Source organism: Microbacterium sp. NPDC055357 (assembly GCF_053644835.1).
Map to the genome: position 1 here is coordinate 20,839 of NZ_JBSHLZ010000003.1, position 13,573 is coordinate 34,411.

General features: G+C 64.5%; 13 protein-coding genes. 3 read left to right on the top strand and 10 right to left on the bottom strand.

The genetic code is table 11. The features are described from left to right. Window positions 1-133: 133 nt before the first annotated feature. From ACWICD_RS05375 to ACWICD_RS05420, 10 genes are all read right to left on the bottom strand, one after another. Complete coding sequence (locus ACWICD_RS05375) at window positions 134-1,564, bottom strand: IclR family transcriptional regulator (RefSeq protein ID WP_454139547.1); 1,431 nt, start codon at window positions 1,562-1,564, stop codon at window positions 134-136. A 189-nt stretch (window positions 1,565-1,753) separates the two neighbouring features. Continuing rightward, window positions 1,754-2,749 (bottom strand): VOC family protein, encoded by a 996-nt coding sequence (locus tag ACWICD_RS05380; protein WP_454139549.1) that lies wholly within the window; start codon window positions 2,747-2,749, stop codon window positions 1,754-1,756. A 27-nt stretch (window positions 2,750-2,776) separates the two neighbouring features. Next, on the bottom strand, window positions 2,777-3,790 hold the full coding sequence (dmpG, locus tag ACWICD_RS05385; RefSeq protein ID WP_454139550.1) for a 4-hydroxy-2-oxovalerate aldolase: 1,014 nt from the start codon (window positions 3,788-3,790) through the stop codon (window positions 2,777-2,779). A 1-nt stretch (window position 3,791) separates the two neighbouring features. Next, window positions 3,792-4,730, bottom strand: a complete 939-nt coding sequence (locus ACWICD_RS05390; protein ID WP_454139551.1) for an acetaldehyde dehydrogenase (acetylating) — start codon at window positions 4,728-4,730, stop codon at window positions 3,792-3,794. After that, window positions 4,730-5,527, bottom strand: coding sequence for a 2-keto-4-pentenoate hydratase (locus tag ACWICD_RS05395; protein WP_454139552.1), 798 nt, complete (start codon window positions 5,525-5,527; stop codon window positions 4,730-4,732). Before ACWICD_RS05395 ends, ACWICD_RS05390 begins: the two co-directional genes overlap by 1 nt. After that, window positions 5,524-6,369 carry an alpha/beta fold hydrolase gene (locus ACWICD_RS05400; RefSeq protein ID WP_454139553.1) on the bottom strand — a complete coding sequence of 282 codons (846 nt, stop codon included), beginning with the start codon at window positions 6,367-6,369 and terminating at the stop codon, window positions 5,524-5,526. The genes ACWICD_RS05395 and ACWICD_RS05400 overlap by 4 nt, the downstream gene beginning before the upstream one ends. Next, window positions 6,366-8,072 (bottom strand): bifunctional 3-(3-hydroxy-phenyl)propionate/3-hydroxycinnamic acid hydroxylase, encoded by a 1,707-nt coding sequence (locus tag ACWICD_RS05405; RefSeq protein ID WP_454139554.1) that lies wholly within the window; start codon window positions 8,070-8,072, stop codon window positions 6,366-6,368. The genes ACWICD_RS05400 and ACWICD_RS05405 overlap by 4 nt, the downstream gene beginning before the upstream one ends. Window positions 8,073-8,296: 224 nt before the next feature. Next, a complete protein-coding gene (locus tag ACWICD_RS05410) occupies window positions 8,297-9,373 on the bottom strand; it encodes a phosphotransferase family protein (protein ID WP_454139555.1) in 1,077 nt (358 codons plus the stop codon). Then, the gene (locus ACWICD_RS05415; RefSeq protein WP_454139556.1) at window positions 9,370-10,593 is read right to left on the bottom strand and encodes an acyl-CoA dehydrogenase family protein; all 1,224 of its coding nucleotides are present in this window, start codon (window positions 10,591-10,593) and stop codon (window positions 9,370-9,372) included. Before ACWICD_RS05415 ends, ACWICD_RS05410 begins: the two co-directional genes overlap by 4 nt. Continuing rightward, window positions 10,590-11,372, bottom strand: a complete 783-nt coding sequence (locus tag ACWICD_RS05420; RefSeq protein ID WP_454139557.1) for an SDR family oxidoreductase — start codon at window positions 11,370-11,372, stop codon at window positions 10,590-10,592. Before ACWICD_RS05420 ends, ACWICD_RS05415 begins: the two co-directional genes overlap by 4 nt. A gap of 116 nt (window positions 11,373-11,488) precedes the next feature. On the opposite strand from ACWICD_RS05420, the gene ACWICD_RS05425 reads away from it, so the two are divergent. From ACWICD_RS05425 to ACWICD_RS05435, 3 genes are read left to right on the top strand one after another with little or no spacing between them, the layout of a single operon-like run. Continuing rightward, window positions 11,489-12,265 carry a CoA transferase subunit A gene (locus ACWICD_RS05425; RefSeq protein ID WP_454139558.1) on the top strand — a complete coding sequence of 259 codons (777 nt, stop codon included), beginning with the start codon at window positions 11,489-11,491 and terminating at the stop codon, window positions 12,263-12,265. 2 nt (window positions 12,266-12,267) lie between these two features. Continuing rightward, entirely contained in the window at window positions 12,268-12,933 is a 666-nt protein-coding gene (locus tag ACWICD_RS05430; protein WP_454139559.1) for a 3-oxoacid CoA-transferase subunit B, read from the top strand. A 4-nt stretch (window positions 12,934-12,937) separates the two neighbouring features. Then, the gene (locus tag ACWICD_RS05435; RefSeq protein WP_454139561.1) at window positions 12,938-13,570 is read left to right on the top strand and encodes a TetR/AcrR family transcriptional regulator; all 633 of its coding nucleotides are present in this window, start codon (window positions 12,938-12,940) and stop codon (window positions 13,568-13,570) included. Window positions 13,571-13,573 lie beyond the last annotated feature (3 nt).

The window sequence follows — 13,573 nt, forward strand, 5'->3', positions numbered from 1 at the left end:
ACGAATCCTCTTCCTGCCGAAGCTACTACTTCTCCAAGAATACACATAACGAGATAAAGCAAGTCAATAGATGCACTCGATTGCGTCAGCATGGTTCATCTGCTCACAAGTGAGCGGGTAGCCGTATCGCTCGTCAGATGCTCGAAGCGAGAAGCTGTCCGATCTCGGACGCGGCAGCGCGAAGCGGGTCCCCCGCCGCGTCGGCCACAGAACCGACGTATGTGACGAGAGTGAGGGACGCGGGCGGTGACCCCTCAGGCAGAGGGATGGCTGCCGCAACGCCGTGAGCTCCCGGAAGCACGGCAGAAAAGCTCCGCGCGACCCCGGACTCCCGCGCGCGCGAAATCTCCTGCTTCTCGTCGGGTCGTGCGGGACGACTCGCTCTCAGCGCGAAGGCGGCTGCGCCTTCGTTGAGAGGGGTCCGCATCCCGGCCCGGAAGGCGATGTGGTGAAGAGCGGTCGTCGGCTCGCACAAAGCGACCGCCACCGCTTCACCGTTCTGCTCCACGAACAGCAACACGGTCGCGGCGAGTTCGTCCGCCAACTTACGCATGACGGGCAGGGCGACATCTTGGAGTCGGGGAACATACGCGTCCGCCAATGTCGCCAGCCGAGCACCCCCGACGTACTGACCGGCCTTTGTGCGGGTGACGAGCGCGAAGTCGAGCAGTGTCTGCAACAGGCGATATGCGATCGTGCGATGCACGCCTAGCTGCTCGCTCACGTCCTGAACAGACATGCCCTTCTCCGAGGAGATGACGGCCATGAATGCTGTGAGACCCCGGCTGAGCGTCTGGCTCCCCGCTGCGGGTTGCGGAACCAACGGTGCCACGCGTTCCCCACCCCGGGCAATCGCGGCGGGGAGTGCGCTCCGATAGTCGCGCACGCGTTTCGAAATCGTCGCGGCCGCCTTGCGCATGACTTCACCCGCTGTTTCTGCGACGTCGGCTCGATAGGTGATGAGATTCAGGCACACGCGTGGTTCATCCGCGGGCAGAGCGATGCCGGCAGCTACAGCGTATGCCGTCGATTCCACCTCGCCATGACTGAAGGCCCAGCCTCGCTCGCGGGCAAGCGTGACTGCCTCCGGCTCACCGACGGTCGCGGACTCTATCGCACGCAGCGCGTAAGCCGCGGCCCCCCGATCCATCGAGGTCCTCATGCCGGGCCGGAAAGCGATGTGGTGCGTCGCCGTGCTCGGCTCCACCATCGAGAGCGCTACTGCTTCGTCTCCCTGTTCTACGAAGAGCGAGACGGTCGACTGCAACTGATCGGCAAGAGGTCGAATGATAGGAGCGGCGAGAGCGCGGACGTCCGGAAGATACGAGTCGGAGAGTGCCGCGAGCTGATCTCCTGGAAGGTATATGCCGTCGCGACTGCGTGCGACGAGCCGATGGTCCACAAGAGTCTGAAGGAGCCGATAAGCGATCGAGCGATGAACATCGAGCAGATCTGCGACCTGCTGCACGGAGAGCCCATGCTCGGAATCGGCGATTGCAAGGAATACTCGCAGCCCGCGCGCCAACGTCTGGTTACCGTCCCGCGCAGTCGAACCTGCCTTCACAGCCCCTCCGTTCGCCCATAAGCATAGTGTGCGCGCTTACAGTGACTCGGGAGCCCGCGCACTCCGCCTGCATCATCGCGCGCCCCTCCTGAGGCTCTGCTCCAGTGTCACGGCGACTCCAGCCACGCCCCTCATCGCGAGGCCACGCTCGACACGGGTCTGCAGAAACGCCAGCGCACCGTGTCGGAGTCAGAGGTGCAGACCTGCGGAGGACGTTGTAGCGCGACCACGGCTTCCCGGCGTCACATCGATCGCCTCGCCGTACCAAGTGACGCCGTGCGGGATGTTGTCCGTTTCCCACAGCACTGGCTCCCAGTCCGGGTCGAAGACGTGGTACCCGCCTGAGTACAACTCGACGCGGTGGCCCGAGCCCGGATCATGCACGTACAGGTACATGGCCTGGCCCACGCCGTGCTTCCCTGGACCGACACCCCACTCGACGTCGAGATCGCGGATCTGATCGGCAGCAGTCAGCATGTCGTGGTAGTTCTCCAGATTGAATGCAACATGGTGCAGCTGCGCCGTCTGCTCGAGACGGTTGACGCCGAGGGCGACATCGTGCATCTGATTCGTCACAGACATCCACGAGGCCATGAGCGTCGTGGGATGGTCGGGCATCATGATGTACTCGCGGCGCTTGAGTCCCATGGCATCCTGCAGCCATCGCTCCGCCTGGTTCATCGTGCCCGGGCTCGTCTGGATGTTGAAATGATCGAGCCGTCGAACTCCCAGCCCACGACGCTTGGAGCTGTTTGTGGGCAGACGCGAGCGCAGCGGCTCCGGGGCGAGCGGCTTCTCGATGTCGTAATAGAACTCGAAGGGATGATCGCTGAAGGGCGTTAGGAATCGCACCGCGGTTCCGCGTCCGAGCTCCGTTCCGGATGGCACCTCGATGGCCTCGATCTGCTGCTCCACCAGCTGATCGCGAAAGAGCTCGACATCCTGTGGGCGCTGCACCCGAAAGCTGTACGAATTAACACGCGACTCGTCCTGCTGAGTCAGCACGAGCGAATGGTGCACGAGTTCCTGGTAGCCGCGTAGATAAGCGACACCGTCGTCGGTGCGCGCGACCTCTTCCATCCCGAAGAGGTCGCGGAAGAACCATAGCGAGCGCTCAAGGTCGGTCGTTCCCAGATTGATGCTGCCGGCGTGCGCGATCCGCGGACCCGGGTCGTACATCGTCATATCGGTGTGCTTCCTGTCGTGGTGTGATCAGCTCGCCTGCGTCTGCAGGGTGAGCGCGATGTCGGTGAGCATGTCTTCTTGACCTCCGACGAGTTTGCGGCGCCCCGCTTCGAGGAGGATCTGCCTGGCGTCGACGCCGTACAGGTCGGCGGCGATCTCAGCGTGACGGAGGAAGCTCCCGTATACGCCCGCGTAGCCGATCGTGAGCGTCTCACGATCGACACGCACAGGCCGGTCTTGGAGAGGTCGTGCGAGGTCGTCCGCTGCGTCCTCCAGCGCGAGCAGATCGCAGCCGGTCTCCCAACCGAGGAGATTCGCCACCGCGATCAACGGCTCGATAGGCGCATTTCCGGCCGCCGCGCCCTGCCCCGCGAGCGAAGCGTCGACACGATACGCGCCCTCCTCGACGGCCGCGACGGAGTTCGCGACGGAGAGCGACAGGTTTTCGTGGGCGTGAATGCCGATCTGCGTCTCCGGCCTGAGAACATCCCGGTACGCGCGGACCCGATCACGGACCTCACCGGTCGTGAGACGCCCTGCCGAGTCCGTGATGTAGATGCATCTCGCACCGTACGATTCCATGAGCTTCGCCTGCTGTGCGAGCTCCGCTGGGGGCAGCATGTGAGCCATCATGAGGAATCCCGAGACATCCATCCCGAGCGTGCGAGCCTCCGCGATGTGCTGCGCCGCGACATCTGCTTCGGTACAGTGCGTCGCGACGCGTACCGAGCCGACGCCCAGATCCGAGGCGCGTCGCAATTCCTTTATCGTGCCAACCCCCGGCAACAAGAGCGTCGTGATGATCGCCTGCTTCGAGTTCGCGACGGCGGCCTCGATCCACTCCCAATCGGTGTTGCTGCCCGGTCCGTAGTTGAGACTGGATCCGGCAAGTCCGTCGCCATGGGTCACCTCGATCGCAGGAACCCCGGCCGCATCGAGTGCAGCCACGATCTCGCCCACCTTCGCGGGGGTGATCGTGTGACGGATGGCATGCATACCGTCGCGCAGGGTCACATCCTGCACATAGATCTCTGTCGTCATGTCACACCGCCGTCCGTTCGCGTTCCGCAACCTTCTCGGCGGCACGCATCGCCGCGGAGGTCATGATGTCCAGATTCCCCGCGTATGCAGGGAGGTAGTGTGCGGCGCCTTCGACCTCGAGGAACACCGTCACCTTCGTCGTCACGGGATCGGATCCCTCAGGCAGCAGAGTCGCGACGGTCTCCGGTTCCACGGGTGTGAACTGCACCTGCTGCACGAGCCGATAGCCAGGCACATACGTGGCGACGTCGGCCACCATCTGCTCGATCGAAGAGCGCACCTCATCCTGGTCCGCGTCGCCGATGAGGCAATACACCGTGTCACGCATGATCAGCGGCGGCTCCGCCGGATTAAGGATGATGATCGCCTTTCCGCGCCCGGCACCCCCGACCCTCTCGATAGCGTGCGCGGTCGTCTCGGTGAACTCATCGATGTTCGCGCGCGTGCCGGGCCCCGCCGACCGCGAGGAGACGGATGCCACGATCTCGGCATACGGCACTGCGGTGGCACGCCGGATTGCCGCCACGATCGGAATAGTCGCCTGCCCCCCGCACGTGACCATGTTGATGTTCGGTGCGTCGAGGTGTTCGTCGAGATTCACGGGCGGGATGACGAAGGGACCTATCGCCGCAGGAGTGAGATCGACGAGACGCTTGTTGTACGGCTCGAGCAATTCGACGTTCGCGATGTGCGCCGCGGCACTCGTGGCATCCAGCACGATCTTCACATCGGAGAATTCCGGCATGGTGATCAGGCCCGCGACTCCTTCCGCCGTCGTCGGAATGCCGAGGCGCTGGGCGCGCGCGAGACCATCCGAGTCCGGATCGATGCCCACCATCGCCGCGACTCGAAGCGAATCCGATCCACGCAGGATCTTGAACATCAAATCGGTGCCTATGTTCCCGGAGCCGACGATCGCGACACCTGTCTTGTCATTCATCACTCATCATTTCCCTTCGAGAACTGCGCGGTCACCGAGCCGAAGCCCGAGATGTCCGCCGTGAACACGTCGCCTGGGCGCACCGTGACCATGGGCCCCAGTGCCCCCGAGAGCACGATGTCACCCGCTTGCAGTGGCGCGCGAAGGTCGATCGCCGTGGCCGCGAGCCACGCAAGTGCGTTGAGCGGATCGCCCAAGCAGGCGCGCCCATCGCCTTCGGACACGATCTCGCCACCACGATGCATCGACATCCGCGCGTCGATGGGCGACGCCTCCGCAAGGGAAGTCCTTTCGTGACCGAGGGCGAAGACACCCGACGACGCGTTGTCGGCGACTGTGTCAGTGATTCCGATGCGCCACTCGGCGATTCGACTGTCGACGATCTCCAACGCGGGAAGCGCGTACGCGACGCTGGCGCGCACGCGGTCGGCATCCGAGGCATCAGTGATATCCGCGGCGAGCACGAAAGCGATCTCGGCCTCGGCCTTCGGCTGGAGCAGCCGTCTCATCGGAATCACGTCACCGGACTCGAACTGCATGTCGTCGAACAACACCCCGAAGTCGGGTCGATCCACACCGATCTGCCGTTGCACGGCGGGAGAGGTGAGACCGATCTTGCGCCCGACGATGCGAGCACCCGTCGCGAGTCTTCGGCCTGTGAGGATGCTCTGTGTGCGGTACGCGAGATCGATGTCATCCGGGCCCAGGAGATCACGCACGGGATCGCACGGGATGCCGGTGCGCGACGCCCTCTCAAGGCGATCCGCCGCGACGGATGCCGCTTCCATCCCGCTCATGAGGCGCTCAGGAACTCGAGCGCAAGGCGATCGAAGGTCTCGCGCTGCTCCCACTGGGGCCAGTGCCCAGCCTCATCGATGAAGGCGAAGCGTGCGCCCGGGATCCGCTGTGCCATGTCCCTGCCCGCTTTCGCGGGACCGGAGGGATCGTCGCTCGTCCACACGACAACGGTGGGCGCTTGCACCGCGGCAAGCTCATCATCCGTCACGAGATTCCGACGACGCACATCGGGATCCTGCAGGCACAGAATATGACGCATGGAGTCACGGAAGCCTGGGCGGGCATATATCCCGCGGCGCACTTCGACGAGTTCGTCCGTCACCGACGACGGGTCCGCCATGAGCCATTCCAGGCGAGCGCGGATCCGCTCGTACGAAGGATCGTCGGCAGCGGCCTGACTGAGCGAGCGGATCCGCTCCATGACCTCCGGCGTCGCCATCGTGCCACCAGGCGTGTTGAGGATCATGCGCCCGACTCGCTCCGGATGGCGCGCTGCGAACTTGACCGCGACCCATCCACCCAGCGACTCACCGCTGAGGTGCACGCGCTCGAGGCCAAGGGCGTCGATGAGGCCGAGCAGATGGTCGACGTAGACATCGATCTCGAGGTTCTGCGTCGCGAGCGTCGACCATCCATGACCGGGAAAGTCATATGCAATGACGCGATGCGCCGATCCGAGCGCTCGCACGTTGCGGACGAAGGCTTCGAGGTGTCCGCCGGTACCGTGCATGAAGAGGAGCGGCTCGCCCTCACCTGTCTCCAGCACGCGCGTCGACCAGTCGGCGACATCGATATGGCGGATTGTGTAATCGAGCCCTGCCAGTTCCGTCCACAGCGTCATGATGCCTCCTTGAGCTTCTCGTTCCCGCGCGGAGCCTCCGCGTGGGAACGCACTTTGTCCACCGTGGACCCGACGTTGGCGCCCTCCGCCGAGAGACCAACGGAGCGGGCGAAGTCACGAACCATGTCGGATGCACTGAACGCGGGCGCAGCACCACCGACGATGCGGTCAGGGCGAATGAGCAGAACCGACTCGGGGTGCGCGTCGAACCAGGCCTTGACTTGTCCATCGAGGTCGCCGACGACGGTCACGTCATCTGCAAGCGACCCGTCGTCCCAATTCAGCTGAACAGCAGGCCGCGCTGTGACAAGCCTCGCTCCTAGGCGCTGCAGGATGTCCTGCGCATCAAGATCGAGAAGTGCGTGGGGGTCGTTGTTCCACGCGATGAGCGCGAACCAGGGTCCCAGTGCGTCGTCGAGCTTGACGGACGGCGACTGTCGGGTCGCGACCGTCGGCTGCGGGAAGATCCGGCCGACGGGGCTGGGTCGAGACTGCACGCCGACGTGCGTGAGCGCACCGCGGTCCATCGTCGGCATCGGCTTGAAACGCATCTGGACGATATAGCTCTTGACCCTCGGGATAACGGTGATGGAGCGGAAGAACAGGTCCCGCAGCCAGGCGACAAACCTGTTGCGGATCGACACGACGGTGCCGACCTTCCGAGAGAGGTCGACCATCGCCTGCACATGATCGCGGCGTTCGACTTCGTAGCTTTCGAGCAGCGAGTCACTCGAGTGACCCCTGACGGCCATGGCGAGCTTCCACGACAGGTTGAGGGCGTCGCGAATGCCGCTGTTGTACCCTTGCCCCTGCCAGACCGGCATCACGTGCGCGGCGTCTCCGATGAGGAACACGCGACCCTTCCGGAAGCGCGCGGCCAGACGGGAACTGTGTGTGTACACGCGACGCCGGATCACTTCGATCCGGGTCGCCGGCCCGACGTACGGTCTGAGGAGATCCTCGACGAACCCCTCCGCCATGGCCTCCTCCTCGGTCTCGCCCGGGAGCATCATGAACTCGAACCGGCGAATGCCGTGCGGAATGCTGAGACAGACGAACGGTCGGGCGGGATCCGCGCACACGTATGCGCCCGGACGACCCAGCGGATCGTTTCGGAGATCCACGACGAGCCAATTCTCCGACGCCGTGCGTCCTTCGAACGCGAGGCCTAGCGATTTGCGCACCGAACTGCGCCCTCCGTCTGCCCCGACGATGTATCCCGCACGGACACTGCGAACCCCATGCAGCGTCGCGATGCGCAACGTGGCACCGTCGTCATCCGAGGTGATGTCTTCGACGGTCGAGGACCACTCGACCGTCACGTCGTCGAAGCGGTCAAGACCCTCGAGGAGCACGCGATCGGCGAGCGGCTGGACGAAGCCGTTGCGACGGGGCCAGCCGAACTCACCCGTCGAAGGGGCTAGACGAGCGAGATCGCGCCACTTGCGGTCGACGAACGCCAGCAGCTGATGTGGAATCGTGTGCGGGAGCACGCGGTCGACGAGCCCGGTGGCCTGGAACGTCCGAAGCGTCTCGTCGTCCATGCCGACCCCTCGCGGGAAGTCGATCAAGTCCGCACCCGCCTCGAAGACACGGACTCTCAGCCCATACCTGCCGAGCAGGTTCGCCGTCATGAGGCCCGCGGGGCCGGCTCCGACGATCGCAACGTCGATCGGAACATCCGTTGATTCTGCCGCGCTCACGCTACCTCGTTGCATTATTTGTTGACAGCGGTTCTATATCTGCTCAAAGAGTAGAACTCATGGCGTACCAATGTCAACTGCATGCCACGGCGCGACGACGAGTCGACGTGCGCATTCGAGTACGGCATGACTCCGGCCCCGCGACGCCGTCGGGCATCGGCCAAGGCAGGCGTGAGTGAGCCCGGGCGCTGGATACCGCGCGGCGGGGAGTGAGCGCCTCTCGGCTAGCGCACGAACGCCGCGGCGGTGTCGACCAATTGCGGCACGCCCATCTCGAGCGAGGGGGCGAAGCTGTCACCGGGTCGTTCGCCGTTGACCCACCTCGTGTACATGGCCTCACAGAAGACTGCGGACTTCCACAGCGCGAGCGCTTGGTACCAGGGCAGCGCTCCGAAGTCGAGCGACAATCGAGACTGATACCGATCCAGGATCTCTGTCTTCGAAGGGTAGCCGGGCTCGCGTGTGACCGACGTGAGCTCCATGACGGTCGGGGTGGAGTTCTGCTCCGCATAGGTCGCCGTGAAGTAGCCGAGGTCGGCGAGCGGGTCGCCGAGAGTTGCCATCTCCCAGTCGAGTATCGCGGCGACTTTCGCGGGCGCAGTGGTCGCATACATGAGGTTGCCGAGACGGAAATCTCCATGCACGACGGAGACCTCCTGACTGTCGGGCACATGCGCTGCGAGCCAGTTGCCCAGTTCGACCACTTGGGGGATGTCGCGTTGAGTGTTCTGCTCCCAGAGCGAGGAGAACAGCCTCACCTGCCGTTGAAGGTAGCCCGCAGGCCGCCCGAACCCGGCGAGCGGGCCTCCGGTCACATCGATGCTGTGCAGTGCGACGAGCGCGTCCACTGCGGCGAACACAGTGTCGCGACGCTGCTCGGCGGAGGAGAGCGCCGGCGGGGCCTCGTCGGCGATCACGATGCCATCGAGGAACTCCATGACGTAGAAGGGAACCCCTAGGAGAGTGTCGTCGTCGCACGTCGCGAGGACTCGAGGCACCATGACCCCCGCTTCGCGGAGCGCCTGCTGGAGGCGTGCTTCGCGGAGCATGTCGTGCGCGGAGGTCGGGTGCGGGGGTCGCGGGCCTCGGCGCAGCACCATCACGTCGTTTCCGCGGGTGATGCGGTACGTGATGTTGGACTGTCCGTCGCCGATGCGTTGCCAATCGAGGTCACCCCGGCCAAGACCGTGAGCGTCGAGGAAGGCACGGACGTTATCGATGATCAGCAGCGGGGGGACGTTGAGCCGGCGAGCCTCAGCCTGGGTCGCGACGACCTCGATACCGTCCGGGGTCGACGTCACGGACGTTCACCCGCCACCAGATCGAGCCGCGAAGCACCGACAGCGACCGCCCGGGCGCGACGAGCGCTGGCGCGTCGCGAAATCGCCCATTTGTGGGTTTCGTTGGAGCCGTCGTAGATCCGGAATGGACGCACTTCATTCAGGTATTGCGCGAGCGGAAGCTGGTCGGAGACACCGTCGCCGCCGCACAACTGCATGGCACGGTCGATGACGTTGAAGACGGCGTCCGAGACATGCACCTTCGCCACAGACGACATCGCCGAGCCCGCCTTCGGATCAGCCTGCAGTAGTTGGGCGGTCTTCGTGATGATCGCGTCGGATGTCTCGATGTCGATGATCGATCGTGCGATCAGGTCTTGCGCCAGACCGAGGTCCTTCATCTTCGAGCCGAACATCTCGCGGTGCTCGACCCTGTCCAGCGCCGTGTCCAGCGCGCGACGCGCAAGTCCCAACCAGCGCATGCAGTGCGTGAGTCGTGCCGGGCCCAGTCGCACCTGCGCGTAGCGGAAGCCGAGGCCGGGCTCGCCGAGCACCGCGGACTCCGGCACGACGCAGTCTGTGAAGTGCACATGCGGGTGGCCGCCAGCGATCGTGGTGTCGATGGCGTGAATCTGGCCACCGAGCCGGATCCCCGGGTTGTCGAAGTCCACCAACAGCATGGTCGCACCCGCGGGCACACCCTCCGACTCCGCGTTGCGTGCCATCACGATTGCGAACCCAGCGCCGTCCGCACCACTGATGAAGCGCTTATGACCGTTGACCAGCCAGCCGCCAGCCGTGCGGACGGCCTCGGTCGTCAGGGCCGCCGGATCCGATCCGGCACCCGGATGCGGTTCGGTCATGGCGAAGCTCGAGCGGACTTCTCCCGATGCCAGGGGCGCAAGATAGCGCTCCTTCTGCCGCGGGGTTGCAATCAGCTCGAGCATGTGCATGTTTCCCTCGTCGGGGGCCATACAGTTCAGTGCGACGGGACCGATCGGCGAATACCCTGCCTCTTGGAAGATCGGAGACCACTGTTCGATCCCCAGACCCTGGCCGCCGAATTCACGGGCCACGTGCGGCGCGAAGACCTTTGCATCGCGAGCGGCGGCCTGGAGCGCCATCCGCTCCTGGCCTGACAGCTTCTGCCCGGTCGCGGGTTCGGCGGGGATCACCACATCCCGGATGAACTCGCCGGTGCGCAGGCGAAGCTCCTCGAGCTCGGCTTCAGAGACACTCATGCCGTTCCTCCCGCGTTGAGCAGGCCGCCATCGAGGGTGATGACCTGTCCCGTGATCCACAACGCATCCGGAGAGACCAGGAACGCCACGGCACCGGCGATGTCCTTCGGCGTTCCCAGCCGACCGAGCGGATATTCGCCTGCCACCTCGGCTTCCTTCCCCTCGTATAGGGCGGCCGCGAACTGCGTCTTGACCACTGCTGGCGCCACGGCGTTCACTCGGATCTCCGGTCCCAGCTCTACGCCCAGCGTGCGAGTGAGGTGCGCGTTGGCCGCCTTGCTCACCCCGTACCAGCCGATCCCCTCCGAGGGGACCTGCCCGGTGACGGACGACAGCACGACGATGCTCCCGCGACGGTCGCGGAACTTCAGCATCGGGTGCGACACCGCGCCCTGTACCCAAGCGAGCGTGGAGATGACGTTGACTTCGAGGATCTTCCGCGCGGCATCCAGGTCGAGGTCCACGAGCGGGCCGTATACGGGGTTGATCCCCGCGTTGGCGACGAGGATGTCGAGTCCGCCCCACTCCCGTGCGACGGTGTCGAGCACGGCGGTTCGGTGCTCGGGATCATCAGCCTTGCCCGCAATCGGAATCACCGAGCCGGCCGGAAACTCTGACGCCGCTTGCTCGAGCGCCTCGGGCTTGCGGGCCGTGATCACCACTCGTGCCCCTTCGGCGACGAGACGACGCGCGATGCCGAGCCCGATGCCTCGGCTCCCGCCCGTCACGATCGCGGTTTTCCCGACCAGCCGATGTGACCCGTTCTCACCGTCGAGCATCGCGGACCCCTTAGACTGTGACTCCCGAGCGAGCGCTCGGTATGCTCAGTGTGAGTCAGCGACGACTCCCGTGTCAACTTGCGGACTGCGGGACTACCAGTGGAGGTACCCGGTACATGGTGATGAACAAGACGTTCCCGGATGCGCGAACCGCCGTCCAGGACATCCCCGATGGCACTTCGATCGCCGTCGGCGGATTCGGGATCTGCGGCAACCCGATGCAGCTGATCGAGGCACTCCTCGAATCGGGCACGGATGATCTATCGATCGTCAGCAACAACTGCGGTGTGGACGATTGGGGGTTGGGTGTACTGCTGGCTGCGCGCCGCATTCGCAAGATGACGTCCTCCTACGTTGGTGAGAACAAGGAGTTCGAGCGACAGTTCTTCGCGGGCGAACTCGAGGTGGAACTGACGCCACAGGGCACTCTCGCAGAACGGATGCGCGCTGGCGGGGCGGGAATCGGCGGGTTCTTCACACGAACCGGCGTCGGCACGCAAGTCGAGGAGGGCGGGTTGCCGCAGCGATTCGACGGTCGGGGCGGCGTTGTCGTCGCCTCGCCGAAGAAAGCGACCCAAGACTTCACACGAAGCGGGCGGACTGAGAAGTACGTCCTCGAGGAGGGAATCGTCACCGACTATGCGTTCGTCCACGCGAAGACCGGGGACCGGCACGGAAACCTGATCTTCAACAAGTCCGCCCGCAACTTCAACCCGCTCGCTGCGATGGCCGGGCAAATCTGCATCGCACAAGTCGAAACGCTCGTCGAACCCGGCGAGCTCGATCCGGACAGCATCCATCTCCCCGGAGTCTTCGTGCACCGCGTGATCGAAGTCGGAACGCGTATAGAAAAACCGATCGAGCGTCGCATGCTACGACAGGAAGGAGCCTGACCATGGCACGCACACGTAACGAGATGGCCGCGCGCGCAGCACAGGAGCTCAAGGACGGCGCCTACGTCAACCTCGGCATCGGCATCCCGACCCTCGTGCCCAACTACGTCCCTCACGGCATCACCGTCACGTTGCAGTCGGAGAACGGATTCCTCGGCGTCGGCGCGTACCCGACGGAGGATCAGGTCGATCCCGACTTGATCAACGCCGGTAAGGAGACGGTCACGTTGAACCCGGGCGCATCGTTCTGCGATTCCGCGATGAGCTTTGCGATGATCCGCGGGGGAAAGATCTCGCTCGCCATTCTCGGCGGCATGCAGGTCTCCGCTGAAGGAGACCTCGCCAACTGGATGGTCCCAGGAAAGATGATCAAGGGACCCGGTGGCGGCATGGACCTCGTTTACGGCGCGGATCGGGTCGTCGTCGTGATGGACCACGTCGCCAAGGACGGCTCAGCGAAGATCCTCCGCGAATGCACGCTCCCTCTCACCGGCAAACGGGTCGTCAATCGGATCATCACCGATCTCGCCGTCATCGACGTCACGAACACGGAGCTCACACTCATCGAATTGGCTCCAGGCGTGATGGTGCAACAGGTGCTCGACGCCACCGAAGCACCACTTGTCGTCTCGCCCGCTCTGATGGACGATGCCGTTGGGGCAGACTGAGACGATGCCGGATTCGACATCCCCCGTCGCACGAGACGACTGGCGAGACTTCGATTCCGACCCTCTCCCTCCCATTCTCACGGCGGCACTGGGATGCTTCGTCGAGCATGGCTACCACGGCACCACCACCCGAAGCATGGCAGCAGCAGCGGGCTTGTCCGTCCCCGGTCTCTACCATCACTATCCGTCGAAGCACGACATCATCGTCGAACTCATGCGACGCGCCATGGATGACCTGTACGCACGAAGCCTGGGCGCGTTGGCCGAAGGCGCGACCGTCGAGGAACGCTTCGCCCTGCACATCGAATGCCTGGTTCGGTTTCACGCGCAGCGTCAACAGCTCGCGTTCATCGCCGCCACCGAGATCCGGAGCATGCAGCCAGCCGCCCGAGCTCGGCATATCGCCACTCGAGACCGGCAGCAAGCGCTCCTCGAAAGGATAATTGCGGAAGGCGTGAAGTCGGGAGACTTTCGCGCCGTCGATGTGAAGGCCACGACTCGCGCCATCATCACGATGTGCACGGGCGTCTCCCAGTGGTATCGGCCGGCTGGGGGCACCCTCTCACCAGATGAGGTCGCGCGTCAGTACGTCGCCGTGTCCCAGCAGATCGTCCGGCTCGACTCACACAGTGTGTGAACC